This window comes from Asticcacaulis sp. AC402 (assembly GCF_000495835.1).
Taxonomy (GTDB): domain Bacteria; phylum Pseudomonadota; class Alphaproteobacteria; order Caulobacterales; family Caulobacteraceae; genus Asticcacaulis.
The window spans coordinates 1-25867 of record NZ_AWGC01000003.1; the positions used below are offsets into that span (position 1 = coordinate 1).

The following is a 25867-nucleotide window of genomic DNA, read 5'->3' on the forward strand; positions in this document are numbered from 1 at the left end:
GAGATGGTGAACTTGGTCAGGTGGTGACTGTCATCGACCGTGACACTGGCCGGGTTGATATTGGCGACGATGCCGTTGACGTAACGGCTGGCTTCGTTATTGCCGTTGGCCAGAACCGAGCCCTGGCTGACACCGTTGTAGAGGTAGTAGCCGGAACCCGGAATAGCGGTGCGCTGAATCGGGAAGGCCGTTGTATCCGTATAGGTGCGGCCGGTATAGTTGGGTGTCGCCACGTTAAGCGTATTGATGTTGACCGTACCGCGCGTGTAGGTCAGTTGATGGTTATCGACATCGCGTTCGCTGTAAGCGATCTTGCCAAAGACTGTTAGATTGTCGGTCAGGCGGTAGTCAGCGCGCAGGTCGAGAGCCTTGCGGTGTTCAACGTCTCGCTTAACGAGATAACGTTGCAGGGACGGCGTGTAGTCGTTCCACTGGTTCAGACAGGTCTGCAGTTCCTGGACGCGCTGCGCCGCGGCGGCATTGTTGCCATCGAGCGCTGGGAAATAGGCATAACAGTCGGCCTTGGTCTGAGCTGCCTGAGACGCTTGCGCCACGGTGAGGGGTGTCTTTGCCTGGCCGCTAAAGGCTTGCGATCCTGCGGCGAAGGGCGAACTGTTGGCAAAGGCCGTATTGATCGTGCCGTCACGGAAAAGATTGGGATCCAGCGAGTAGGTTTTTTCGGCCGACCCGTCGAAGTCGATCAGACGGAAGTGGCCAGCATTGGCACTCGTAGCGCCTTCGGTAACGTGGGCGTCGTTCTGAACCGTCGACATCGACAGGTTCATCAACAGACCAAGGCGGCCGCCCATGAACTGGTTGGCGCCAATGAAGTTGAAGGACGGCGTCCAACGCTCGTTGACAGAGCTCTGGGTCTCAGCCGCCTGGAAGGAATAATAGGGCTTCTTGAAATCCAGACCGGTGCGCGTCTTGATGACGATGGAGCCACCCAGGCCACCTTCGGTCATGGCTGCGGTCGAGCCTTTGACGACGTCGACACTCTTGATCATTTCGGCCGGAAATTCGCGGAAATCCTTGCTGCGGCCGCTGCCCCCGGCCCACAGGCCGCCAGTGGTCGAGTTTTCCAGGACGCCCAGGCCATCGATTTCAACATTGGTCACGTCCGAACTGTTGCCGCGAACGGTAACGTCGACGCCTTCGTTGAAATCACCGCGGTTCAACGCCACACCGGCGATGCGCGAAATGGCTTCACCGATGTTGCGGTCGGGGAACTTGCCGACGTCTTCGGCAACGATCGAGTCGGTCGCGGTCTTGGCGCGCTTCTTGCGATCGATTGAGGAGCGCTGCGAGGCGCGGGTACCGACGATGACCACCTCGGTCACGTCGGAAACTGCCGGTTCCGCCGGGGCGTTATCCTGGGCAGCCGCCTGTTGGGTCAGGCCTACCCCCCCGAACAAGGTCACCAAAGCTAGCGCGGTTCCCCTTTGCAGATAACGATTGAAAACACTGGCATTACGCTTAGTCATTTTAACTCTCCTGATGCGGCCGACGTCGCAATTACTTTTTTGTGTTGTCGCGGCGTTCGCCGATGACATCCCTGATTTTTTGGCCCTGATTTCCTGGCCGGATATCTCGATCTGATATCCTGACCCGTTCTATTCAGACCCGATGACCTGCGCTGATGCGCAAGCGTGATTGAAGAGCAGAGGTCACCTTCACGCACCCCCCGAATACTCAGACAGATCCTCATTGATTGATTTTGACAAGTCAAGCAGATACATGCCCATTTTCGCCTAATTTGGCCGCAATTCGATCATATTGCACCGCAAAAGTAGCACAAATAGCACATTGACAGCAACTTTTCCGCCACCCGCTTGCTATCGCGATCAATCATCAAGCGCTTTTACGCATTTATGATCATTTTCAAGCAGCCGCAATGGCCACGGCGTAGACGTGGATCGGCCCATGCATATTGGAGCGGAAGACCAGCCACGCGCCATCCGGGGTGAACTGCAGGTTCGGTTCAGTGCGGTAGTCGTGGGTCTTCATGGTGACCAGTTTTTCGGAACGCAGGACGCCCGGCCGGATCAGGTCGGCGGCATTGGGCGCCGATACACCAAGGTCGTCGATGATTTCCGGCCGGAACAGGTAGATCCACTTGCCGTTTTTCGCCCTGGCTACCATCTCCTCGTCCCCGCCGTCGCCGGCATACAGCTTGCCGTCGCGGGTGATCTGGAAGTGGACCGACCATTCGTCGCGCTCCATATGATACCAGACGCGCTTTTTCGTCTCGAGATCGAACGTAGCCAGCCAGAAATCCTCGCCGCGCGGCGTCTGCAGGTCGTAGACGAGTTGCTTGCCGTCGAAGCTGAAGAATTCGTGGCCGGCAATTTCCATATTCATGGTGCGCTTGTGGACGTTTGCCTTGCCCGAACCGTCGGTGCGGATGGTCCAGACGCGGTCGACGCTGTGCCACGGGCCTTCGTGGCAGTACATCAAGCGGTGTGGATCGGTCGGCGAGAACTGGACGTGGTTGAGCCAGTCGGTCGAGGCGGTCACCACCTTGCGCTCGCCGGTCTTGATATCGAGCGTGAAGATCTCCATCGGGATGTTCTGCGCCAGGCGGTCAGCCATACGGACCTCCTTGGCGGCGGCAAAGCTGAGCGGCTTGCCGTCCGGCCCGACCGCATTGTAGCCGCCATCCGTGCCCGCGATCTTGGGTCCCGGTTGGAGGTCGTAGCTGCGCTGGGCCCAGGTGCCGGCCAGCAGCGAGTCATCGGCATTGACCGTGGTGATACCACCCTTGATGTCCCTGGCTATGGTCTTGACCGTGCCGGTGTTGATATCGATGGCGGCGATCTCCTGACCCGATGGCTTTCCGTCCGCGCCCATGCTGAACTTGCGGGCATAGAGAATGGGGCGGGTGCGCGACACCATCAGGCATCGCCAGCCCCTGGCCGCGGTCAGCAGGGACGGCGTCCAGGTGGCCAGGTCGACCTTCATGATGCCCGACGGCGAATCATAGACCATCCATTTGCCGTCGCCGGTGAAAGCGTTGTCGTGGAAATAGAGCGACCTGGAGTCGTTCTCTGTCGAAATGCGTACGACGCGGTGACCGGTGTTCTTGTCGATCCAGTCTTTCGGCAGGGTGGAAGGATCGGGCTGGACGGCCGGCGGTGCGGCATTCTGGGCCAGAGCAGGGGTGACGGCGGCGGCGGTCAGGGCGGCAGTGCCGAACAGGAATTGACGCTTGTTCATGGAAGTTTCCTTGGTGCTGTCGGTATTACGTCGGCGCCAAGAAATTCCCCCTCCGACTACTCGCTTCCGCTCGCAGCCACCTCCCCCGTGTAACGGGGGAGTATAAAAAAAAGACGGTCTTGGCAGTGGAATAGAGTTGTTAGTTCTGGCTGTCTTTGGTGATGTCGAGTTCGAAGGTGCCGGCTGGCAGGCCGTCCTTCCCGTAAAGATTGACGACCGGCGACCCCGCCCAGGCATGGCGCACCTTTGTGGCGCCCGGCACGGAATCGAGGACAACGCTGTCGCCGTGCAGCCGGGCCAGCGCCCAGCCACAGGTCGCGGCGCACAACTCGAAACCAACAGGCAAAGGACCGGAATAGCTGATCAGCGGACGGTCGAAAGTGACGCGAACAGTGTCGCCCTGCCGCACAGCCGACAGCGGCGACGGCGAACGCGGGCCCGCCGCATCGCCATAGACCAGGCGTTGCGCCTCCAGTCCGAGGCGACGGGCGACCTCCTGCTTTTCCGGCGAATGGATGTCGCGCGGATTGCCAAGATCAATAGCCACCGCCAGGCCGGTATGTGGCACAGCTTGCGCGGTGCGGCGCTGGACGTCGCGAATGGCGGCAAGGCCCGATTCGCCCGGCTGATCGGTCAGGGCGCCGTAGCCGGCCAGTTGCACGATCAGGAACGGCAGGTCGTGGCGGAACTGGCCGCGCCAGTCCTTGATCAGTTGCGGCAGCAAGGCGGCATAGGCGTCCGGTTCGTGCGTGTTCTGCTCGCCCTGGAACCACAACACACCGCTTAGTCCGTAGGGGCCGACCGGAGCGATCATGGCATTGAACAGGGTCGAATAGCCCTTACCGCCCGGCCACGGCACGACCGGCGGTTTGGGCAGGCCCTTTTTGAAGTCACCGGACACCTGGTAGCGCCACGCACCGGCCAGACTGAGCTTCTCGTCGCCAAGCGTCAGCGTCATCTTGTCGGCGGAGGAACGCGGACCACCGCCGCCGACCTCATCGACGACGCGTATCGCGATGACGTTATCGCCGGGCCGGAGCCGTCCCTGCGGCAGGCCATAGCTGCGCTCGGTGCGGTAATCGACGGTGGCGCCGATGCGCTTGCCATTGACCCAGGTGGCGTCACGTTCATCGACCGTGCCGAGGTTGAGCACGGCCGGCTTAGCGGCCTGTTCCGCCGTCAGAGGGACGTGCTTGCGCAGCCAGACAACGCCGTCGAGATCGACCAGGTCGGCCCGGCCCTGCTCTTCCCAGACCCGCGGCAGAGATACCTCGCCCCAGCCTGCATCATCGAGCGACACCGCCTGCCATTGCGCCCTGGTGCCGGTGTCGTTGGTGTCCGCCCAGCTATCCGTCGCGGCAGTGACCTTGGTCGCCGTCGCGGCGGGGTCTTTGGCATAGGCGTGCAAGGTCGCCAGACCTTCCTGGTACGTGCCCAGGGCATGCAGGCCGGAGGCCGCGGTCCAGTCCTGGATCGGCGAGCCGCCCCAGCTGGAATGGATCAGGCCGATGGGGACATTGTGTTTTTTCGCCAGGTCGCGGCCGAAAAAGTAGCAGACGGCGGAGTAGTCGGTCACGGTGGCGGGCGCCGCTGCCTTCCAGGCGACCGGCGACATCGGCAGGTCAAGCGGCTGGGGTGAACTCTTGCGCTCGAAAGCCAGCAGGCGGACGCGATCGTCCGTCGCGTGCATGATTTCGGTATCGGCATTACGCACCTGGCGCACGGCAAACTGCATGTTCGACTGGCCGGAACAGAGATAGACGTCGCCGACCAGGACGTCGTGCACGGTCACCGATTGGGTTGGCGATTTTACCGTCAGTTCGTGAGGGCCACCGGCCGGCGCGGCCGCAAGGTTCAGAGTCCACTCACCCGCATAATCGGCGGTCACCTTGTAATCGTGCCCCAGGAAGGTCAAGGTTACGATGGTCTTTGGCGCCGCCCAGCCCCAGATGGGGACCGGCCGGTCGCGCTGAAGCACAGCATGGTCCTGGAACATCGGGTGCAGAAGGGGCTTGCCGGCCACCTGCGCCTGGGCTGGCATGGCGACGACCACCCATACTGCAGCAAACAATGCAGCCTTCATAAGGTCTCCCTGTTTGCGCCATGGTGAACCTGGTGAAGAGATAAATCAATCACCATTTTTCATTATCGAGCATAAATTGTCATGTCAATATCAGGAATTCCTTCGACAAGGGTCTGAATTCATGGTGTAAATCTTGCAGAAACCAAGGTTCCGGGGGACCAATTGGGGAACGGCGACCATGCCGAACGAACCGCAGACACGCATCCTGATGGGCCGCTGGCGCGACGGCGAACCTGATGCCCGCGACCAGTTGATCGGCCGGCTGTACCCGGAACTGAGCCAGATCGCCGCCGCCCGGCTGCGGCGCGAGCACAATTCGTCGCTATCGACCGGCGATCTGATCAATGACGCCGTGCTGAGGCTGATGCAGGTCGAATGCATCGAAGGTGATAACCGCGCCCACCTGATGGCTTTGGCGTCGCGGCTGATGCGCAACATCCTGGTCGACCATGCCCGGCTGAAAGCTACCGACAAGCGCCACCACCACAAGGTCGAACTGACCACTCAGGTCGAAGGCGGACAAAGGCTTGACCTGAAAGCGCTCGAATCCGCGCTAATCCGTCTGAAGGCCATAGACGAGGCCCTGATGGAGTTGGTGGAGATGCGCTATTTCGGCGGCATGACGGTCGAGGACATAGCCGAGGTCACCGGCCTGTCCGAAGCGACCGTAAAGCGACGGTGGCTGGTGGCGCGCGCCTGGCTGACCGACGCCCTGTTACACCCGGTCGACCAATGACGGATTTAGGCGACGAACGCGAAGCCATATCCCTGTTCGAAGCGCTGCTGGATGTGCCGGAACCCGACCGCATGGCGTGGATCGACGTAAACGCTGCCGGCCGGCCGAAGGTGCGCGAACGGCTGCTGGCCATGCTGCAGGCCGATACGCTTCACAATCTCAGAACCGGCGGCGCTACGGATACCGTCGAGCCCGAGAACGAACCCGAGCGCATGGGTGCCTACCGCATCACCGGGCTGATCGGGCGTGGCGGCATGGGCTCGGTCTATAAGGGCGAACGCGCGACCGGCGACTTCGCCCACACGGTGGCTATCAAAGTCATCAAGCCCGGCCTGCTGTCGGAGTCCCTGGTCGAACGCTTCCGACGCGAACGCCAGACCCTGGCCCAACTCAGCCATCCCAATATCGCACGCCTGTATGACGGCGGCGAAACCGAAGATGGCGCGCCCTATATCGTCATGGAATGGGTCGACGGCCTGCCGCTGATGCGGTGGGTTGAGGAAGAAGACCCGTCGCCGGACCGCCGCCTGGCCCTGTTCGGCGATATGTGCCGCGCCGTCGCCTGCGCCCACCGCAGCCTGGTGGTTCATCGTGACCTGACGCCATCCAATGTCCTGGTCACCCGCGACGGCGTCGCCAAGCTGATCGACTTCGGCATCGCCAAGTTAACTGCCAATAACGTGGGCAGCGACGGCAACGGAGGAACGACCAAGGCGTCGCTGGCCTCGGCCAATCTCAGTCTGACGCCGGGGTTCGCGGCGCCGGAGCGGCTGACCAGTTCGGAAGTGACCACCGCCGCCGACATCTATTCGCTGGGCCGGCTGCTGGACAGGCTGGCTTATGACGCCGATGACGAAATCAAGGCCATCATCGCCCGCGCCACGGCGCAAAGGCCCGGCGACCGCTATGCGACCGCTGAGGCCCTGCTGGCCGATATCGAAGCCTGGCGCAAGGATTACCCCGTCGCCGCGATGGCGGGCGGGCGGGCCTATGTCTTCGGCAAGTTCGTCATGCGCCACCGCTTCGGCGCCGCGGCTGCCGGCGTTGCCGCCATCGCCATCGTGACCGCTTTCGGTCTGACCCTGGCGGCAAATCAACGCGCAGAAACCGCCCGCGCCGAGGCCGAGACTCGCTACGCTGAGACCCGCGCCCTGGCCAATACGCTGTTGTTCGACGTCTATGACGAGGTCAGCGCTGTACCGGGCACCACCAAGGCACGCTTGCTGATCGCCCAGACCGGCGTCGACTATCTTGAAAAGCTGGCCGAGGACCGCAGCGCCCCGGTGGGGGTGCGCATAGAGGCCGGCAAGGGGTTCGTGCGGCTGTCCCAGGTGATGGGCGGTGGCCAGGAAGCAACCCTGGGCCGATACAAGGACGCCACGGCCCTGCTGGCACGCGGCGAGGCGGTACTGAAAGCCGTCCATGACGAGAATCCTGGCAATGCCGAGGCGGCGGCGGCCTATGCCGGGCTGCTGGTCGAGCAGTCGGGCAACAACCTCTATAATGACAGTAATTCGGCGAAAGCGCGCGAGCAGGCGTTGGCAGCGCAAGCCCTCTTGAAAGACCGCGCCACGACCGACGTCAGGCTGGCCGCCACCTATCTGATGGCGATCCAGGCCGAGGGCGATTCCTGGCTGTGGGTGGATGAGTTCGAAAAAGCCCGCGATGCGCTATTGCGGGCGGATTCTTTCTACAAGGGTTTGAAGCCCGAATTCCGCAAGGATCTGGCCGTTCTGGCGGGACGCAGTTCCTCCTTGAGGCTGCTGGGCGAGGCCTGGCACAAGCTCAAGAAGCCAGACGAAGCCAAGGCCGTTCTGGCCGAGAACATAGCCGTGAACCGCGAACGCGTCCGCCGCGATCCACAAAATCCCAAGGTGACGCGCGGGCTTACCCTGGCTTTGCGCTACAATGCCATTGTTCACCGTACCAACGGGCGCGACACTGAAGCCCAGGCAACGATTTCCGAAGCCTTTACGCTGGCGAAGGCTTTGCAAAAGCGTGATCCGGCCGATACCGGCGCCCTGGAACTGATCGCGGCGGTCGGCGATGTCTATGCTCAGGTGCTGACCGACCGAAAACAGTATGACGAAGCGGAAAAGGTCAGTGACGAGGTCATTGCTGCCCAGCGCAAACGCATCGAGATCGCCGACGGCGCGCCGTTTGCGGTTCGGGGTCTGGCGACGACCCTGGCGACGCGCGGGGGTAATTTCTACAATGCCGGCCGTTATGACAAGGCCTGCCAGACGTGGCAGGAAACGCGTTCGACCTGGGAGGGATTGGCGGCGCGCGGGCAGTTGAGTCAAACCGACCGCGACAATGGCTATGCTGAGATCAGGGACTATCTGGCCAGGGCGTGCAATCCGCCGCGTGATGGGCTGGGGGACGAGGTGTGAATCGGCTATGTCGGGACATGAAAGAAGATATTGAACCGGAGTGGCTTGCCTGGCTCAGGACTGCTGCGACAGACAGTGGGGATCGGGCGGCCTTGATCAACCACCGGGTTGAACAGCTTCTTCGCTCGGGCGTGGACAGGCAGGACGTCCTCGACGGTCTCGAAGTTCTGAGAGCGGAACTTCGCGAACTTGATGATGAGCCTTCGGAAGACGTCGTTATGGACGTCATGGATCGCTTTTATGGCTGGTGCCATCCCGATTATCGCCTGTAGAGACAAGTCGACTTTTTACGCTGAAACACGCACAGGCGCAGCATGCAACGTGACATCATCGTCTTCGATCTCGACGGCACCATCGCCGATATCGACCACCGCAAACATCATATTACCGGCGGCAGACGGAACTGGCGACAGTTCTTCGCCGATTGCGTCGACGACAAGCCGCTGGAGGCGGTGATCGTCATCCTGCGCAACCTGTATCCGAAGTTCAGGGTCTGTATTCTGACCGGCCGCAGCGACGAGGTCCGCAAGGAGACCGAAGCCTGGCTGGCGCAGCACCAGGTGCCGTATCATGAGCTGATCATGCGACGGCGCGGCGACAATACGCCCGACAATGTGCTGAAGCTGGCCTGGGTTGAGGACGGGGTGGTGCCGAAAGAGCGGATCCTCTGCGTCTTCGACGACCGCGACAAGGTCGTGAAGATGTGGCGCAAGGCCGGGATTGCGTGCTTCCAGGTGGCCGAAGGGGATTTTTGAAGGTTTTTGAGCTTGGGACGCCCCCTCCGTCTCGACTCGCTGCGCCCTGCGGGCTCGCTCGCTCGCCACCTCCCCCGCGCAGCGGGGGAGGATTAAGGGAAACAGGCTTGTGATGGTGCGCAGGCTTGCCTTGCGGTTAGAACGAAGATAGAACAAACTTCGCATGTCCCGTACACTTGTCCTGCCGCCGACCTATTACCGCGATCATTTCGTCGAAATGACCGGCTTTGTCGCCCGGCTGTACGGCGATGTTCTGGGTGAGGCAGAACGAGCGTTTCTCAAACAGTTCGCCGCGCTGGATGACGATGCTCAATGCCTGTTTGTGCGCATGTGCAATCGCAAGAAGCAGGCCTTTACCGCGGCGGACCTGAGCTATACCGAAATCGGTGGGGTCGAAGGCGGGCTGGAGCGGTTGAAGGCAGCAGGGTTTATCCGTCCCGCCCAAGCCGAGGATTTTCGTCATTGCTTGAATGAACTCAGCAAGACCGACCTGGTCGCCCAGGCGCGTCAGGGTGGTGTCGAAGGCTTCAAGGCATCGTGGGCGAAACCGGAACTGGTAGAGTGGCTGGTCCAGGCGCTGGAGCCCGATGAGCTGGACACCGTGTTCGGGCTGTCGCAACTGGTCGTGCCCTGTCACAAGGAGACGCTGGGCTTTTTGCTTTATCTCTATTTTGGCCGCCTCAACGACAATCTGCTGAGTTTTACCCTGCGCGACTTAGGCGTGGTGTCGGTCAAGGCGCGCGAGGCCTACACCGCCCGGTTCGACTCGATCGACGAGGCCCGGGCCGGCTTTGTTTACAGCCACACCCTGCGCCGGTTGCGCCACGGCGAACACCCGGAGCGGATCGATCTCGATGCCCTGCCGCCGGCGCCAACCGAGTTCAGCCAGGGTCTGCGCAACGACCTGCTGTTTCAGTTGGGCCAGCATCACGAAAAGCGCGGCGATGGCGAACAGGCCCTGGCGCTTTATGGGCTGTCGAGCGCCTTCGACAGCCAGGAGCGCAGCGTGCGCCTGCTGTATGCGCGGGGCGACCATGAGGATGTCCGCGCGCGTCTGGAGGCCATGCTGGAGGCCCCCGACCACGACGAGGCCTGCCTGTTCGCCCAGGACTTCCTGGCACGCAAGTTCGGCAAGCGCCGGACGTCGGTGTTCACCGATATGCTGCGCGCGACGACGCAGATTACCGTCGACGAACTGTATCGCGGTTTCCCCGAAGCCGCCGCCATGCACCATTTCGAGGCCGAAGGTTGGTCGGGCCATCACAGCGAAAACGGTCTGTGGCCGGCCCTGTTTGGCCTGGTCTTCTGGGATGAGCTGTTCGAAGGCCCAGGCGCACTTTCGTGCGGCTTCGATGCCGTGCCCCAGACGCTGAAGGACCGGACGTTTCATGTCAAATTCGCGGACGCCATTGCGCATAAGCTGGTGGGCATAGCGGACGGCTGGGTCGAGGATCTGATCCTTCGCACCTTCCGCCGCCACGAAGGCGCCGGCAATGGCCTGTTCTACTGGGATGCCGGTTTACGCGCCCGCATGCAGTCGTTTGTGCGCGCGGCCCCGCCCCAGGCCCTGCATCGGATTCTCAGCGAAATGACGAAGGACTTCTATGCCCTGCGCGATGGCTTTCCCGACCTGATGCTGACGCGCGCAGACGAGGTTCGTTTTGTCGAGATCAAGGCTGAAGGCGACCAGATCCGTCGCCATCAGCTGGCGAGGTTGAGGCTGTTGCAGGAGGCCGGGTTCGATGCCTCGATCCTGAAGGTCGCCTACCGCACCGATCCGGACACCACCTATGTCGTGGTCGATGTCGAAACCACCGGTGGCCGCGCCGTCAATGACCGCGTGACGGAGATCGCCGCGGTCAAGGTCCGAGGCGGGAAGATCATCGCCGAATGGTCGTCTCTGATCAATCCCGAACGGCGAATTCCGGGCTATATTACCCAACTGACCGGGATCACGAACGAGATGGTCGCCGGGGCGCCGAAGTTCGTCGAGATCGCCGATGATCTGGCGGCGTTTCTGAGCGGCGCGGTGTTTGTCGCCCACAATGTCAATTTCGACCACAGCTTTATTGCGTCGGAGTATCGCCGGCTGGAGCGGCGGTTTCATGCGCCAAAGCTGTGCACATGTGCGGGGATGCGCAAATACTATCCCGGTCACGGCTCTTATGGCTTGGGGCCGCTGTCGAAAGAGTATGGCATCCGGCTGGAGAACCACCACCGGGCGCTGGATGACGCGCGGGCGGCAGCGGAGTTGCTAAACCTGGTCAATGAAAAGCGACTGGCGGCGTGATTGATAATTACCACGCCTTTTGTTGAGCTTGCGATCCAAGAGGACCCCTCCGTCTCGACGCGTTACGGCCTTCGGCCTTCACTTGCTCGCCACCTCCCCATCTTCGATTGGGAGGAAAAGAAATTTGAGTTCACGCGAGGCTTGACTTTAAGTCTAATTTAAATTTATATGCCCTCGAGATAAAGAAATTGAACTTTTATCCGGAGCCCCGTCGTCGTGTCGAAATTGCCCATTCCCTTGCCCGCCCTGTCGATCGTGATCAAGATCGTGGTAATCGTGCTGGCGCTCGCCTTCATTTCCGAAAAGTCGGGTAAGCTGGAAACGCTCGATTTCACCGCCGGTGACACCTGGGCCAATATGAAGGTCGTCTCTCTCTTCTGGTTCACCCTGCTGCCCCAGGGCCTTTATCTCTGTGCCGTCTGGGCGGCGTCCAATGTCTTCGGCCGGATCGGCCGCGGTGACGCCTTCGGGCCGGCCATGGTCAAGGGGCTGCGTGAAACCGGCAGTTGCCTGGTTTACGGCGCCTTGCTGGCAATCCTCATCATTCCGACCCTGTATCCCATGCTGAGCGAACACTCCCGTGGTGTGCGCTACAATCTCGAAATCGAAAGCGTCACGATCGGCCTGGTTGGTGTGGTGCTTTACCTGCTGGCCAGACAGGGCCAGGCCTTGAAGGCCGAGTTGGAACAATTCGTTTAAGGAAATCGCCATGACACAACAGAATTTCCGCAGCTACAGCGTGGCGACCAGCGTCATAATGGGTGGCTTGATAGTCTGCCCCTTGCTCCAGAGACTGCTCGAGATAACCCGCGAACTGCCGCCGGAACCTGGCGTGTTTGAGGGGCCCTTCTGGTGGGCCCTGGTTTCTCCGGCCTATTGGTTGGGGCAGGTTCCAACCCTGTTTTACATCGCCGCCCTGTGGCCCGCCGCCCGCGTTTTTCGGGAACTGGATTCCGGCAAGCCGTTTTCCGCCGCCGCCGCGCGCGCGCTCAACGGCATCGGCACCTGCCTGTGCCTGGGCGGGCTAAGCGCGATCACTTTTGTGCCCTATGGGGTCTCTCTGCTAAGCGGCCAGCCGAAGGCCACGGACATTTCGATTCACATACTGCCCCTTGTCCTGATCGTGGTCGGCCTGGTGATGAGCGCCCTGGGTCGTGTCGGCGCGAAACTGCAGGCCGAACTGGAAGACTTTGTCTAGATGCCCATACGCGTAACCCTCGATGTTATGCTGGCGCGGCGTAAAATCCGCGCCAAGGACCTGGCCGCTCAGGTCGGTATCAGCGAAACCCAGATGTCCCTGCTGCGTACCGGCAAGGTCAAGGGCATGCGCTTCGACACCTTATCGAAACTGTGCCTGTTGCTGGCGTGCCAGCCGGGCGACATCATGGAATACGATTCCGATCAGCGTGACCTGACGAAGGGCGAAGACTGAGCTATAAGCATGGATATGAAAATCCTCGCCGTCCTCGCCCTGCTATCGCTCACCGCCTGCGCCACGCTGCCGGAGGCTGCGCCGCCGACCCTGCGCGTGATGAGCTACAATATCCGTTATGCCAATGACAACGACCGGCCGACTTGGCCGGAACGACGTCAGGCCCTGGCCAAGCAGGTTGCGTTTACCGATCCCGACATCCTGGGCGTGCAGGAAGCCTTGCCGTTGCAGGTCGAGTATCTGGCGGCACAGTGGCCTGACTTTGACCACTATGGTATCGGTCGCGATGACGGTGTGCGTGGCGAGACCACCACCCTGTTCTGGCGCACCAGCCGCTTCGACAAGGTGCAGGCGACGACACAGTGGTGCTCGCGAACGCCGGACACGCCCAGCAAGGACTACGACGCCAATCTGCCCCGCACCATTACACGCGTCATCCTGCGCGAGCGGTTGACCGGCCGACTCCTCGATATCCGCAACACTCATTTCGATCATGTCGGCGCCGTCGCCCGCGAAGAATGCGCGCGACAGATCGAGGCGACACCATCCTATTCCGGGGCCACGATCGTCGTCCTTGGCGATTTCAACACCGGCCCGGACAGCGCCCCCTACCGCCTCTTGAACGACGATGAAGGTCTTAACCTCAAGGACGCGCGTATCGGCGCCGCCGTCGATTTCGGACCGCCGGGGACATTCAATGGGTTCGACATTGCATCGACCCAGGGCGAGGCGATCGATCACATCTTCGTCGCCCGCGGCGTTACCGTGACGCGTTATGGCGTCCTGACCGACTCATTTGCCGGCAAGGTGATCTCCGACCACTTCCCGGTGGTGGCCGACCTGCGCCTGGATTGGAGCGCAATCCGATAAAGTGGGCAGCCCCTTTTCGGAGACATTGCGCGATAAAGCAAAACAAAGAGCGGGATTTTGATTCCATCAAAATCCCGCTCTAGAAACGATCAGGTACACTCGATCTGTGAAAAAGGCCTCCGAAAGATCGGAGGCCTTTGATTTTCAAGCTTCTTCCGCCGCGGCGTCTTCCTTGCGCCTGCGCGTGCGCTTGGGTTTGGCCGGGGCTTCATCCTCGGTGACCTGGGCTTCAACAGCGACTGGCATCGGCGTGGGACGCGACAAGAAGGCCGGAAGATGGCTGGCGTCGACAGGCTGCGGCTTTTCACGGCGCGGACGCGGTTCGCGAACGACCGGTTGTGCCGCCACCGGCGCTTCGAACGCTGGTGTAACAGACGCCGGCGCTGTGAATTCCGTGAGTGACGACGGCACCCGGCCGACCGGGGCGCCAAGCGGCTCGGTCGAAGCGACAAAGGCCGCTGGCTGAGGTTGTGACGGTGCGAAGCTGCCGTTCAGATTGGATTCCTGTTCGGCGAAGCGTTGCGAACGACGGCGCTCATAGCGCTCGCGGCGGGTTTCGCGGCGGCCGTCAGGACCGATTTCGCCCTCCTCGCGGGGCTCGAAAGCGCGCGGCTCCGCGCGCGGCGTATTCGGGCGGTCTCCGTTGGGGCGGTCGCCATTTTGACGGTCGCCATAGGGGCGCTCGCCGTTGTTGCGGAATTCACGGGGGCGCTCCTGGTCGCGATCACGATCACGATCGCGATTATTGCGATCGCGATTGTTACGGTCGCTGTTGTTGCCATTCCGGTCACGGTCGAAGCGAGGACGATCTTCGGACTGAAGCGGTTCCTCGACCACGGCTTCGGGGGCATCCGGTTCGGGGTTTTCGCCGTCGATATCATCGTCGTAGTCGTCCCAGGCCGAGGCAAACGGGTCTCGCTGGACGAATTCCGACACCGGCCGTTGCGGCTGCATCTGGCGGATCATACGGAAATAGTGTTCGGCATGCTGCAAGTGGTTCTCGGCCAGGACACGGTCACCGGATGAGTTGGCGTCGCGTGCCAGTTGCTGATACTTTTCGTAGATGGTCTGGGCGTTGCCGCGCACCTTGGTGCCTTCGGGACCGTTCGACTCGTAGGCCCGGTTCGGGTTGCTCTGGTTACCCGTCGGCGGCTTGCGGTTACGGTTGCGTTGCCGCTTCATGCCCCTGAAATCTTTCATGTGTACTTACGTCTCTCTCGCCCCGCCTGGTCATATGAGGGGAGGCGGCGCTGTGCTAAAATCTTGCCCGTGAAGCCGCGCGATAACAAAAAGGCTGCGGCTATCAAGCTTGCAATTGTGTCCTGGCTAACATGGCCGGCGCCGGAGCCGTTGTGGCTCTGAGTGCGCGCCTTCGCCGGTATCCCTGACGCGATAATACCAGGACTTAACTTAAGAAAGTGCCAAGGCGCATTCACGGTGGGAGGAAGACGCTTATCTGTTAGCGCCGTTTATAGGCCCTGCCAAGTGTTTTTTTATGACGGCTTTGTAGCGGTGACCACACGCGGCTGGTTCGACAGGTCCAGCCAGGTCGCGACATCGCCAAAACCAGCATCTTTCATAAGACTTTCAACGTCTTGTGACTGGTCGAAACCGATTTCCACCAGGGCATGGCCGCCGGGCTTGAGCAGGCGGAAAATTTCCGGCGCCAGCTCTTCATACGCTGCCAGACCTGTCGGACCACCGTCGAGGGCCAGCATGGGATCGTGATTCTTGACCTCGGGGTCGAGCATGGGAATCACATCCGAGCGGATATAGGGCGGATTGGAGGCGACGATATCGAAGCTGGCGTCGGCAAGGCCGGATCCCCATGAGGTGCGCAGGAAGGCGGCGCGACCGTCGAGCCCGAGATTGGCGGCATTGTCGCGGGCGACCGCCAGGGCCTCTTCGGAGATATCGGTGCCAAGCCCTTTGGCGGCCGGACGTTCGGACAGGACCGACAGAAGGATGGCACCGGAGCCGATGCCCAGATCTGCCAGTGTAAAGGCATCCGCCGGCTGGGTTTTCTTAAGGATCATGTCGACGATGACCTCGGTTTCCGGCCGCGGAATCAGGACGTGGTCGCTCAGGTTCAGCAGCAGCTTCCAGAAGCCTTTGCGGCCGAGAATGCGGGCGACCGGTTCGCGTTTGGCGCGCCGGTCGAGATAGGTGTTCAGCGTGGCTTCCTGCTCGGCGGTCAATTCGCGGTACGGATCGGTGATGATATCCGTCCGGGTGGCGTCGGTCGCGGCTTCGAGCAGCAGCCGGGCGTCGATGGCCGGCGAATCGATATTGGCGGCCTTCAGGCGCTGTTGTGCGCCGGTCCAGGCTTTGACGAGGGTAATGGGCATGGCTAATGTCGAATAAAGGTTTGAAAAAGCAAATGAACGCGAATGTTCCGGTATTCACTCCACCACCAGTGGTTTGAGGACGGATTGAAGCGCCTTTGGCGCTTCTTTTTTGCGTTCATTCGCGGTTCCAATTCGGTGGAATCCGGAAGCACCGGTGGTTGCCGTTAGAAGGCGGCTGTCACCGGATAGCGGGCGACCATCATGTAGTTCACCTCGGTGTCGTCCGACAACCCCCATTGTTGCGTCAGCGGGTTGAATTCCACCCCCACCGCCGGGTCAGGCAGCAAGGGTGTACCGTCCAGGAACTGGCGAATTTCCGACGGCGACAGGAATTTGGTCCAGTCGTGCGTCCCCCTCGGCACCCAGTTCAGGACATATTCCGCCCCGATAATGGCCAGGGCATAGGCCTTCAGGCTGCGGTTCAGGGTGGCGACAAACAGCAGGCCACCCGGTTTCACTAAAGACGCGCAGGTTTTCAGGAAGGCGTCCGGATCGGCAACGTGCTCGATCACCTCCATGGTCAGAACGACATCGAACAGGACCTCCCCGGCCCCCGCCAACTGCTCCACGGTCTGGTTAAGGTAGCGGATATCAAGCCCGCCCTCCCCGGCATGGGACGTCGCCGTGCCGATGTTCTTTTCGGAAGCGTCGAGCCCGGTGACCGTGAATCCCATCCGGTGCATGGGTTCGCTGAGCAGGCCGCCGCCGCAACCGACATCCAGCAGCCGTAAAGTCTTAAACGGCGCCCTCGCCTTTTCGTCCATCCCGAAATGATCCAGGCAGGTGTCGCGGATAAAGCGCACGCGCGTCGGGTTGAAACGGTGCAGTGGGGCGAACTCACCCTTCACATCCCACCACCTGGTGGCCAGGGCCGAGAAGCGGGCCACCTCGCCCTCATCGATCGAAAACCCGCTGGCCGTACCGGAATTGTTTAGCGATTCCGCCATTTTGAACGCCTATTTCTTATCTGTCGCGCGCGGATAAAACCTTGCGATCAAGCGGCTTCGACGTTAGAGAACCCGCGCAAGATGACAGGCGCGACCAAAGGATAGGCGCGCGTCCGCAAGAAAGAAAGTGGCGAAATGACGCGTCTGGTGATGAAGTTCGGTGGGACCTCGATGGCCGACCTGGAACGCATACGCCGGGCAGCGCGCCTGATCGCCGCCGAGTACGATGCCGGCAACAAGGTGGCTGTGGTTGTATCGGCCATGGCCGGCAAGACCAACGAACTGGTCGCCTGGACAGACGGCGCCGGCCGTCCGACCGGCGCAGCCGCCGGCAATGACGACGCCAGCGACGACGAATATGATGTCGTCGTCGCCTCTGGCGAACAGGTCACCGCCGGCCTGCTGGCCATGACACTTCGCAATATGGGCTACCGCGCCCGCTCGATGCAGGGCTGGCAGATTCCGATCAAGACGACGGACGTCCATGGCAAGGCGCGTATCGCCGAAATTCCGCCCGAAAAGCTGGTTGCTGCCATGGATTCGGGCGAGATCGTCGTGGTGCCGGGCTTTCAGGGCGTCACCGACGACGGCCGCCTGACGACGCTGGGCCGCGGCGGCTCGGACACTTCGGCGGTTGCCGTCGCCGTGGCGGCCGGTGCCATCCGTTGCGACATCTATACCGATGTCGACGGTGTCTATACGACTGATCCGCGCATCGAGAACAAGGCCAGGCGCCTGGCAAAGATCAGCTTCGAAGAGATGCTGGAAATGGCGTCCCTGGGCGCCAAGGTGCTGCAGACGCGCTCGGTCGAGCTGGCCATGGCCTACCGCATGCCGGTGCGCGTCCTTTCAAGTTTTGTCGAGCCGGGTGAGGCTACGGATCAGGGCACCATCGTGTGCGATGAGGAAGAAATCGTGGAAAAGCATATCGTTTCCGGCGTGGCCTACAGCCGTGATGAGGCCAAGATCACCCTGCTGGGTGTGCCCAACAAGGTCGGCGTCTCCGCGGCTATATTTGGCCGCCTGGCCGATGCCAATATCAATGTCGACATGATTGTCCAGTCAGACGCCCGCAACGGCGAGGTCGCCAATCAGTTGTTCACCGTCGGTCGCCGGGATGCCAAGCTGGCCCTGGGGTTGATGCAGGCGGCTCAGGGGGAGATCGGCTTTGAGGAACTGCGCGTTGACGAGAACGTGTCGAAAATTTCGATCGTCGGCGTCGGCATGCGCTCGCATACCGGGGTCGCCCAGACCATGTTCCAGTCCCTGTCCGAAAAAGGTATCAACATCCAGGTCATCTCAACCTCGGAAATCAAAATTTCGGTTCTCATCGACGAGGCCTATACGGAATTGGCGGTTCGCGCCCTGCATGCCGCCTATGGATTGGACAAGATTGGTACGCAATAAGTCTAGGGCGCACGTCCGAAAGGCAACAATGCTGGTCGCCTGCGGCTGGGGCAATATCGGCCCCGGAACGACTTAAGCCGACGAGTGGTCCAGAGACAGGAACACGCTATACGGTTGCAGCGTCGACTTTCTCGCGCGCATGAAATGGATCTGGAGAACCAAATGTTTACACGGGTTTTCTGGTCGCGCTTAAAGATTTGCAAACGATTGCCACGCGATACTCTGAACAATGGAAAAGACAGTTCTCATTCTGGAAGACAGCCGTACCCAGGCGAACATAATCATCGCCATGTTGTCGCGCCTGGGTTGGTCGGCGGTCCATTGCGAGAGCATCCGCGACGCCATCGAATCCCTGGGTCAGGTATCGGTTCACGCCATGATGCTGGACGTATTTGTCGGCGCGCACAACACCCTGTTACATGTCGGCCGTTTCCGCACCCTGGCGCCGCACATTCCAATGATGTTGATGACGGCCGGCTCCAGCCGTGAGACCATTGAAGACACCTTAAAAAGCGCAAGAAAGACCGGTGCCGACTATATCGTGAAAAAACCTTTCACGGAGACACTGCTGCGCGATATCTTTGCCTCGGTCACTCCCGACATCGCAACCGGTAAAAAACGCAAGCACGTCCTTGTTATTGATGACAGTTCGACGGTGCGCACCATCGCCCAGCGCGCCTATGACGCAGCTGGCTACCGCGTATCGGCGGCGGGGTCTATGGAAGAGGCTTTTTCAAATGTCGACATTGCCCACGTCGACCTGGTGTTGTGCGACGTCTTCATGCCAGGCATGGGCGGGTTCAAGGGTATGCGCACCATCAAGACGACGTGGCCCAAAGTGCAGCTGATCTCCATGTCCGCCGGGCTGGATGAACAGGTCAGCGACAATGATGCGCTCAATGCTACCCGCCGCATCGGGGCCGACGCCCAGATCCGAAAGCCCTTCGACGCTGTCGATCTGATTGAGCTATCGGCCGCCCTGCTGGACATGGCAGCGTAACGTCAGGGCAGCGTAACGTCAGGGCAGCGTAACGTCAGGGCAGTCTGGCTTCAGGAAGATATTGATTTTTTCAACGGGCGCCAGCGAGCGCTCGTTGCCCGCCGGGCACGTTTGTGCGCGCTCTGCGGCACCTCGGCACCAAATTGTATCCGTCTGTTAAGCCATTGTGATTATACACGGTTCAGTGACTTGCGACGCGGGGTCCACCACGGCTAGACAGCGGTTGAATTCCGCCGCACAGTCAATGGCTGCAACGCGAATATGGGGAAGGCTCACGGCGTGACCAACAGGCCCGTCATCAAGGGACAGTCGAAACTGACCGTGCCCGGCCAGCGCGGTTTGCTGCGCCAGATCCGCGAGACCATGGAGGAGGGGCAGTCGGCCCAGTCGCGCCTCGACATGGTGGTCCGCATCATCGCCAATTCGATGGTCGCCGAGGTCTGTTCGATCTATCTGCGCCGAACCTCGGAAGAACTGGAGCTGTTCGCGACCCAGGGGCTGAAGGCGGAAGCGGTGCACAAGACGCGGATGCGTCTCAGCGAAGGCCTCGTCGGTGAGGTCGCCCGCGCCGGGGCCCCGCTCAGCCTGATGGACGCCTTGTCGCACCCCAGTTTCTCCTACCGGCCGGAAACCGGCGAAGACCCCTACAAGTCCTTTCTCGGCGTGCCCCTGCTGCGCGGCGGCCGCACCATCGGCGTACTGGTCGTCCAGAACATGGCGGCGCGCAAGTACGAGGAAGAGGAGGTCGAGGACCTCCAGATCATAGCCATGGTGCTGGCCGAGATCGTCACGGCCGGCGACCTTGTCGGGATCGAGGAACTCAAGGATATCGAACTGGCGCCGACGCGGCCGGAACGGGTCAAGGGCAGCGTCTTCGCTGACGGCATCTCGCTCGGCATCGTGGTGCTGCATGAGGTGCCGGTAACGCCGGAACACCTGCTCAGCGACGACTCCGCCGCCGAGGAAATCCGCCTTCTGACGGCCATCGACGCCCTGCGCGAACAGATCGATCAGATGTTTGAAGGCCAGCACGGCCTGGCCGGCCCGACCTTCGATGTGCTCGAAACCTACCGCATGTTCGCCCATGACCGCAGTTGGGTGCGCGCCCTGACCGAAGCGGTCAAGTCTGGCCTGACCGCCGAAGCCGCCGTCGAGCGCGTGCGCAACGAGCAACGCGCGCGCCTGAACAATGCCCGCGACTCATACCTGCGCGAGCGGCTGCACGATATGGAGGACCTGGCCAATCGTCTGCTGCGCGTCCTGGCCGGCAAGAACACCGCCAAGCGGCTCATCCCGGACAACTCCATCCTGGTGGCGCGCGACTTAGGCCCGGCCGACCTGCTGGAATACGATCGCAACAAGCTGAAGGGCATTCTGCTGGAGGAAGGGTCGTCGTCGAACCACGCCGCCATTGTCGCCCGCGCCCTGCAGATTCCCTGTGTCGGCCGGCTGCAAACCCTGCGCGACCGGGTGAGTCAGGGCGATGTCGTGATTGTCGACGGGGAAACCGGAGAAGCCTATCTGCGGCCGCGGCCCGACATCATCGAAGCGGCAACGGCGCGGATGGATGTGCGGGCCCAGCGCCGGGCCGAATTCGTCAAGATCAAGAATACGGCCGCGGTCACCAAGGATGGCCAGCGTATCGCCCTGCTGATGAATGCCGGCCTGGAATTCGACATCGAGATCATGAACGAGACGGGAGCCGAGGGCATTGGCCTGTTCCGCACCGAATTCCAGTTCATGGTGTCCGAGGACCTGCCGCGGCTGCGGCGCCAGACCGAACTTTACGAGCGCATCATGGACGGCGCCGGCGACCGGCCGGTGACTTTCCGCACCCTCGACCTGGGTGGCGACAAGATCCTGCCCTACATGGAGATGGAGCGCGAGGAGAACCCGGCTCTGGGCTGGCGCGCCATCCGCATGGGGCTGGATCGGCCGGCGCTGTTGCGTATGCAGATCCGGGCGCTGCTGACGGCGGCGCGCGGGCGCGAGTTGCGGGTTATGTTCCCAATGGTGGCTTCGATCGACGAATTCCGCCAGGCGCGCGAAATGGTCGATATCGAATGCAACTGGGCCCGCCGCCGCGGCCGTCCCCTGCCCTCGTTGCTGCGGGTGGGCGCGATGATCGAGTGTCCGTCGCTGTTGTGGCACCTGGATGCGCTGTTGCCGCTGGTCGATTTCGCGTCTGTCGGGACCAATGACCTGGCGCAGTATCTGTTCGCGGCAGACCGGACCAATCCGCGGATGAGCGACCGCTACGACCCGCTGTCGCCGCCGATGCTGCGGGCTTTGGCCAGCATCCAGCAAGCGGCCGAAGAGTCGGGCACGCCGGTATCGGTGTGCGGCGAAATTGCCGGCCGGCCTCTGGAAGCGTTCGTGCTGGTGGCCCTGGGCTTCAACCGGTTGTCAATGCCGCCGGCGGGCATGGGCCAGGTCAAGCGGATGATTTTGTCGTGTGACCGTGATGCTGCGGGCAAGGCCATCAACAAGATGATGGGTTCGTCCAATGGGTCACTGCGCAATGAAATCCTGAGCCTGGCGCGTAAGCTGAACGTGGATTTGTAAGGGTTTGTTACCACAAACCGACACGAACAGTCACGAACTTCCAGGCGCGCTTGAACGTTGTGGATTGTAGCATCGGACGAAAGTATTTTGAACCGCACCACCGAACCGGCGGTGAGAACACATCCGGGAGTTCGTGTCCCTCAGAGTGGTTGGTGGTCAAACCTTGCGTCACATACCTCGCACACCGGCGGTGAAAAATCTCACACATTGCCGCAGTTTTTTTATCACCCTATGATGCCTGCGATCGTATAGACTAACCGGGTTGTCTCGTCAGGGGTCGTCTTACGTGTCTTTCATTGTTCGTCTGGTAACATCCATTGTTCTCCTGCTGGGTCTGATGACAGCCCAGGCCCAAGCCTCCGAAGGCAAATCCGCCCATATCGAGGCGAAGCTGATCGCCGTCTCTCCCAGCGTGCCCCAGGGCGGAGAGGTCATGCTGGCGCTGGATTACAAGACGGCTCCGGGCTGGCATACCTACTGGATCAATGCCGGCGATACCGGCCTGCCGCCGAAATTCACCTGGAGCCTGCCGGATGGCGTCACCATCGGCGCCCCGCGGTTCCCGGTACCCAAGGCCATCCCGACCTTTGACCTGATGAGCTATGGTTATGAAGACCGAACTGTCCTGCTGCTGCCGCTGCAAAATGCCTCAAAGCTCGGAACCGGAGAGGCACTGCCGCTGAAAGCCCGTGTCGACTTCCTGGTGTGCGAGAAGATTTGTATCCCGGAAAGCCTCGAAGTCTCCCTGCGCCTGACGATCGGCGCAATCTCTCCAGGCGCCGACGCCAAGACCATCGCCAAGGCCGAAAAGGCCCTGCCCAAGCTCGCGCCATTTTTTGGTACCATCGCTGTCTCCAACGGCGTTGCCGAACTGGGCTTCGCCGCCCGCGACCTGCCGTCACCACAGAATGCCTATTTCTTCATTGCCCAGGAAAAAGTCCTGAGTGCTCCGGCGCCCCAGACCGTCGATACCGGCCCCGGGGGCTTCACCATCCGCACAAAGGCTGCCGGCGGCCTGCCTGACGGCGATCTGAACGGCGTTCTCAAGTTCAAAGACGGCACGGCCTATGAGGTCAAGTTGACACGTGCACCCTTGGCGCCCGGCGTCCATGGCCTGGGCAGCACGGTTGGTGCCTCGGCCGATACCTCCCTGGGCGGCATCGTACTGGCGGCGCTGGGCGCGCTACTGGGCGGGATGATCCTGAACCTGATGCCCTGCGTCTTCCCCGTCCTGTCGATGAAGCTGCTAGCCCTGTCGCGCGCCGGCCATGACGAGGCCAAAGCCCGTGGCGAAGCCCTGGCCTATGGTGGCGGGGTGATCTTAAGCTTCCTGGCCCTGGCCGCGGTCATTGTGCTGGCTCGGGCGTTCGGTGCCCAGGTCGGCTGGGGCTTCCAACTGCAATCGCCCTATGTCACAGCTGCGCTGGCGGTTGTCATGCTGTTGGTGGCACTCAACATGTCGGGATTGGTTTCGTTCGGCGCGACCCTGCAACGCTTCGGCGGCGGGGTTCAACTGGACCAGAAGCGCCCGATTTTATCCGCTTTCCTGACCGGCGTACTGGCGGTGGTCGTCGCCGCGCCGTGTACCGCGCCCTTTATGGGGCCGGCCATCGGGGTCGGCCTGACCCAGGGCGGCCTGACGGCCGTCGCTATCTTCCTGGCACTGGGCCTGGGTTTTGCCCTGCCGTTCGTCGCACTGACCTTCCTGATCATCTCTGTACCAGCCGTGGCGCGTATCCTGCCGAAACCCGGAGCCTGGATGACCTGGCTCCAGCGTGGACTTTCGCTCCTGATGTACGGCGCTGCCCTTTGGCTGATCTGGGTGTTCGCCCAGCAGGTCACTGGCCTGGGCCTGACAGTGCTGCTTTTGGCCGTGGTGCTGATCGGGGCCGGGTTGGCGGTGAAACAACTGCCGGCGCCGGTGCGGATCGGCATGGTCGTGACAGCGGTCGTTGCCGCCGCTTTTTCTGCTACCCTTGGCCTGCCGCCCGCCAGCAAGTCCGGCGTGGCGACGGCAACCGACCATGTTGCCTTCGACATGAACCGGCTGACGCAACTGCGCGCCGAGGGCACGCCGGTGCTGGTCGACATGACCGCCGCCTGGTGCGTCACCTGCAAGGTCAATGAGATGCGGGTCCTGTACACGCCCGAGGTCGCCGACGCCTTCAAGGCTACCGGGACAACCTATATGGTCGGGGATTGGACCAATCAGGACGCCGAGATTTCCCGCTACCTGTCGCTGTTCGGCCGGTCGGGCGTGCCGCTCTACGTCTATTACGGGCCGAACAAGGCCGAGCCCAAGGTCCTGCCGCAGATGCTGGACAAGGGCGATATCGTCAAACTGCTGAAAACGGGGAAGTAGTTAGTCGTCCGTGAAGAACCGGTTTTAGGCTGCGTTTAGGTTGGTTTTTTGGTGTGGCGTAGCGACGATTTCGGCGATGATGAGGGCAAACAAAAGCTTGAGCCATTTGATGAGGAGGCTGAAGTTGTAGCCGACGGCGGCGAGGACGGCATTTATGGCGTCGCCGGTGCGACCGGCGAGATAATTGCGGCCCATTCGATGCTCAGCCTTGAGATGGCCGATGACGGGCTCGACCGCGGCTCGGCGGCGCAAGGCTTTCTTGATGGTGTCGGTCACGCCGCGCTTTTGGCCTGAGGTGAAGACTTTCAATCGATGTTTGTCAGTGGCGTTGTGACCTTTGTAGCCTGCGTCGGCAACGATCCGGGTCAGGCTGACGCCGATCTGTCTCTCGATCTCGGGCAGGACCTTTTCCAAAGTATGACCGTCATAGGGTGCGCCTGGCAGGGCTTTGATGTGGGCAACGAACTGACCGCCCTTTGAGCGCTGGATGGGCGTGGCAACACTGACCTTGACGCCGAACTCGTAGGGTTTGTGGGCCTTGCCCTTGCCGATACACTCGACCTCAGGAGCGTGCAGGGAATAAACCTTCTTGCCACGTTGGCGCTGGCGCTGCTCACGCACCCGATTGGCAAGGGAGAGCTGGGTGGCGAAGGCTGCGTTCAAAACTTCGTCTGTTCCAATCTTGCGTCGGATATCGCGGATGACGCGGCCCAGTTGGGTTCGCAGGGTTCGCAGGGCCTTGTTGGCCCTCTTGAACTGTTTGGCATGGGCGTAGCGCTGATGTTTGATCAAGGCCAGCTTGCCGACCCGCTCATAGGTTTGACGCATATTGACGCCCAAGGCCTTGCCCATTCGCACCAGCCGTTCGCGCGCCCGATGCATCAACCGAGCATCCGTAGGAAACATGACGTTCTTGGGCTGGACCGTGGTGTCGACAATCACCTGGCGAAAATCCGTGGGTTTGGCTGCACCTGTCCTTGTCGCCACAGCCAGACTCTCCTGCACCAAGGCGACAAGGGTGTCTTCTCCCATGCGCTGGCGCCAACGCGTGATTGACGAGCGGTCAAACGGCAGACGGTGACGAAAGAATTCTTCGCCGCAAAAGTATTGATAATAAGGGTTTTCAAGCCAACGAGCGCACAAAACCTCGTCCGACAGATCGTGCGTGGCCTTCAGGATCGCCAGCCCAGCCATCAACCGTGTCGGCAGAGGCGGCCGACCTTTCTTATCGGTGTAAACCGCGCCAAGCTTGGTCTCAACAAAGGTCCAGTCGATCTTTTGCGCCAGCTTCACCAGCGGGTGGGTCGGATCGATGATCTGGTCCAGGCGCGATTGAAAGATATCTCTTTGCCCGGTCTGCCGACGCTCTTTTGGACGCACGATTCACTCTCCCACGGCCGCTATAGCGACAAGGGAATCACGCAAAAAGCCGATCGTCAATTGCAAGAAAATCGCTACGAAAA

20 protein-coding genes are annotated in these 25867 nt (G+C 61.4%); 13 read left to right on the forward strand and 7 right to left on the reverse strand.

The window, feature by feature from the left end; translation table 11 throughout:
- The 3 genes from ABAC402_RS0119610 to ABAC402_RS22370 all read right to left on the reverse strand — a co-directional run.
- Nucleotides 1–1484, reverse strand: a 1484-nt coding sequence (locus ABAC402_RS0119610) for a TonB-dependent receptor plug domain-containing protein (protein WP_031235045.1), incomplete at its 3' end; no start/stop codon positions are given.
- A gap of 397 nt (nt 1485–1881) precedes the next feature.
- Nucleotides 1882–3216, reverse strand: coding sequence for an oligogalacturonate lyase family protein (locus tag ABAC402_RS22365; RefSeq protein ID WP_023447857.1), 1335 nt, complete (start codon nt 3214–3216; stop codon nt 1882–1884).
- Nucleotides 3217–3355: 139 nt separating this feature from the next.
- Nucleotides 3356–5299: a sialate O-acetylesterase gene (locus ABAC402_RS22370; protein ID WP_023447858.1), complete on the reverse strand. Its 1944-nt coding sequence runs from the start codon at nt 5297–5299 to the stop codon at nt 3356–3358.
- Nucleotides 5300–5477: 178 nt separating this feature from the next.
- Here ABAC402_RS22370 and ABAC402_RS22375 point away from each other — a divergent pair, with 178 nt between their 5' ends.
- The 9 genes from ABAC402_RS22375 (at nt 5478) to ABAC402_RS22410 (ending at nt 13775) form a co-directional block, all read left to right on the forward strand.
- On the forward strand, nt 5478–6035 hold the full coding sequence (locus ABAC402_RS22375) for an ECF-type sigma factor (protein WP_023447859.1): 558 nt from the start codon (nt 5478–5480) through the stop codon (nt 6033–6035).
- The gene (locus ABAC402_RS22380; protein ID WP_023447860.1) at nt 6032–8428 is read left to right on the forward strand and encodes a serine/threonine-protein kinase; all 2397 of its coding nucleotides are present in this window, start codon (nt 6032–6034) and stop codon (nt 8426–8428) included. Before ABAC402_RS22375 ends, ABAC402_RS22380 begins: the two co-directional genes overlap by 4 nt.
- Nucleotides 8429–8445: 17 nt before the next feature.
- Nucleotides 8446–8700 carry a hypothetical protein gene (locus ABAC402_RS40065; protein ID WP_023447861.1) on the forward strand — a complete coding sequence of 85 codons (255 nt, stop codon included), beginning with the start codon at nt 8446–8448 and terminating at the stop codon, nt 8698–8700.
- Nucleotides 8701–8742: 42 nt separating this feature from the next.
- Nucleotides 8743–9183: a hypothetical protein gene (locus ABAC402_RS22385; RefSeq protein ID WP_023447862.1), complete on the forward strand. Its 441-nt coding sequence runs from the start codon at nt 8743–8745 to the stop codon at nt 9181–9183.
- 163 nt (nt 9184–9346) lie between these two features.
- Complete coding sequence (locus ABAC402_RS22390) at nt 9347–11473, forward strand: exonuclease domain-containing protein (RefSeq protein WP_023447863.1); 2127 nt, start codon at nt 9347–9349, stop codon at nt 11471–11473.
- 216 nt (nt 11474–11689) lie between these two features.
- On the forward strand, nt 11690–12172 hold the full coding sequence (locus ABAC402_RS22395; protein ID WP_155847273.1) for a DUF2975 domain-containing protein: 483 nt from the start codon (nt 11690–11692) through the stop codon (nt 12170–12172).
- A gap of 10 nt (nt 12173–12182) precedes the next feature.
- Complete coding sequence (locus ABAC402_RS22400; protein ID WP_023447866.1) at nt 12183–12671, forward strand: DUF2975 domain-containing protein; 489 nt, start codon at nt 12183–12185, stop codon at nt 12669–12671.
- The gene (locus ABAC402_RS22405; RefSeq protein ID WP_023447867.1) at nt 12672–12905 is read left to right on the forward strand and encodes a helix-turn-helix transcriptional regulator; all 234 of its coding nucleotides are present in this window, start codon (nt 12672–12674) and stop codon (nt 12903–12905) included.
- Nucleotides 12906–12920: 15 nt separating this feature from the next.
- Nucleotides 12921–13775, forward strand: a complete 855-nt coding sequence (locus tag ABAC402_RS22410) for an endonuclease/exonuclease/phosphatase family protein (protein WP_040409776.1) — start codon at nt 12921–12923, stop codon at nt 13773–13775.
- 144 nt (nt 13776–13919) lie between these two features.
- On the opposite strand, the gene ABAC402_RS22415 is transcribed toward ABAC402_RS22410, so the two are convergent.
- From ABAC402_RS22415 to ubiG, 3 genes are all read right to left on the reverse strand, one after another.
- Entirely contained in the window at nt 13920–14975 is a 1056-nt protein-coding gene (locus tag ABAC402_RS22415; RefSeq protein WP_031235049.1) for a DUF4167 domain-containing protein, read from the reverse strand.
- 293 nt (nt 14976–15268) lie between these two features.
- Nucleotides 15269–16123, reverse strand: a complete 855-nt coding sequence (prmC, locus tag ABAC402_RS22420) for a peptide chain release factor N(5)-glutamine methyltransferase (protein ID WP_023447870.1) — start codon at nt 16121–16123, stop codon at nt 15269–15271.
- Between the two features lie 164 nt (nt 16124–16287).
- Nucleotides 16288–17070, reverse strand: a complete 783-nt coding sequence (ubiG, locus tag ABAC402_RS22425) for a bifunctional 2-polyprenyl-6-hydroxyphenol methylase/3-demethylubiquinol 3-O-methyltransferase UbiG (RefSeq protein WP_023447871.1) — start codon at nt 17068–17070, stop codon at nt 16288–16290.
- Nucleotides 17071–17205: 135 nt separating this feature from the next.
- On the opposite strand from ubiG, the gene ABAC402_RS22430 reads away from it, so the two are divergent.
- The 4 genes from ABAC402_RS22430 (at nt 17206) to ABAC402_RS22445 (ending at nt 24404) form a co-directional block, all read left to right on the forward strand.
- Nucleotides 17206–18477: an aspartate kinase gene (locus ABAC402_RS22430; RefSeq protein ID WP_023447872.1), complete on the forward strand. Its 1272-nt coding sequence runs from the start codon at nt 17206–17208 to the stop codon at nt 18475–18477.
- 229 nt (nt 18478–18706) lie between these two features.
- The gene (locus ABAC402_RS22435) at nt 18707–19477 is read left to right on the forward strand and encodes a response regulator (RefSeq protein WP_023447873.1); all 771 of its coding nucleotides are present in this window, start codon (nt 18707–18709) and stop codon (nt 19475–19477) included.
- Nucleotides 19478–19738: 261 nt separating this feature from the next.
- Nucleotides 19739–22042, forward strand: coding sequence for a phosphoenolpyruvate--protein phosphotransferase (gene ptsP, locus ABAC402_RS22440; protein WP_023447874.1), 2304 nt, complete (start codon nt 19739–19741; stop codon nt 22040–22042).
- Nucleotides 22043–22328: 286 nt separating this feature from the next.
- Nucleotides 22329–24404 (forward strand): protein-disulfide reductase DsbD, encoded by a 2076-nt coding sequence (locus tag ABAC402_RS22445; RefSeq protein WP_023447875.1) that lies wholly within the window; start codon nt 22329–22331, stop codon nt 24402–24404.
- Nucleotides 24405–24428: 24 nt separating this feature from the next.
- On the opposite strand, the gene ABAC402_RS22450 is transcribed toward ABAC402_RS22445, so the two are convergent.
- Nucleotides 24429–25787 carry an IS5 family transposase gene (locus ABAC402_RS22450; RefSeq protein ID WP_031235052.1) on the reverse strand — a complete coding sequence of 453 codons (1359 nt, stop codon included), beginning with the start codon at nt 25785–25787 and terminating at the stop codon, nt 24429–24431.
- Between the last annotated feature and the right edge of the window lie 80 nt (nt 25788–25867).

Bases quoted from the DNA above. Each gene is read 5' to 3' on its own strand.
- ABAC402_RS22365 (WP_023447857.1), bottom strand. From the start codon at position 3,216: ATGAACAAGCGTCAATTCCTGTTCGGCACTGCCGCCCTGACCGCCGCC.
- ABAC402_RS22370 (WP_023447858.1), bottom strand. From the start codon at position 5,299: ATGAAGGCTGCATTGTTTGCTGCAGTATGGGTGGTCGTCGCCATGCCA.
- ABAC402_RS22375 (WP_023447859.1), top strand. From the start codon at position 5,478: ATGCCGAACGAACCGCAGACACGCATCCTGATGGGCCGCTGGCGCGAC.
- ABAC402_RS22380 (WP_023447860.1), top strand. From the start codon at position 6,032: ATGACGGATTTAGGCGACGAACGCGAAGCCATATCCCTGTTCGAAGCG.
- ABAC402_RS40065 (WP_023447861.1), top strand. From the start codon at position 8,446: ATGAAAGAAGATATTGAACCGGAGTGGCTTGCCTGGCTCAGGACTGCT.
- ABAC402_RS22385 (WP_023447862.1), top strand. From the start codon at position 8,743: ATGCAACGTGACATCATCGTCTTCGATCTCGACGGCACCATCGCCGAT.
- ABAC402_RS22390 (WP_023447863.1), top strand. From the start codon at position 9,347: ATGTCCCGTACACTTGTCCTGCCGCCGACCTATTACCGCGATCATTTC.
- ABAC402_RS22400 (WP_023447866.1), top strand. From the start codon at position 12,183: ATGACACAACAGAATTTCCGCAGCTACAGCGTGGCGACCAGCGTCATA.
- ABAC402_RS22405 (WP_023447867.1), top strand. From the start codon at position 12,672: ATGCCCATACGCGTAACCCTCGATGTTATGCTGGCGCGGCGTAAAATC.
- ABAC402_RS22410 (WP_040409776.1), top strand. From the start codon at position 12,921: ATGAAAATCCTCGCCGTCCTCGCCCTGCTATCGCTCACCGCCTGCGCC.
- ABAC402_RS22415 (WP_031235049.1), bottom strand. From the start codon at position 14,975: ATGAAAGATTTCAGGGGCATGAAGCGGCAACGCAACCGTAACCGCAAG.
- prmC (WP_023447870.1), bottom strand. From the start codon at position 16,123: ATGCCCATTACCCTCGTCAAAGCCTGGACCGGCGCACAACAGCGCCTG.
- ubiG (WP_023447871.1), bottom strand. From the start codon at position 17,070: ATGGCGGAATCGCTAAACAATTCCGGTACGGCCAGCGGGTTTTCGATC.
- ABAC402_RS22430 (WP_023447872.1), top strand. From the start codon at position 17,206: ATGACGCGTCTGGTGATGAAGTTCGGTGGGACCTCGATGGCCGACCTG.
- ABAC402_RS22435 (WP_023447873.1), top strand. From the start codon at position 18,707: ATGGAAAAGACAGTTCTCATTCTGGAAGACAGCCGTACCCAGGCGAAC.
- ptsP (WP_023447874.1), top strand. From the start codon at position 19,739: ATGGGGAAGGCTCACGGCGTGACCAACAGGCCCGTCATCAAGGGACAG.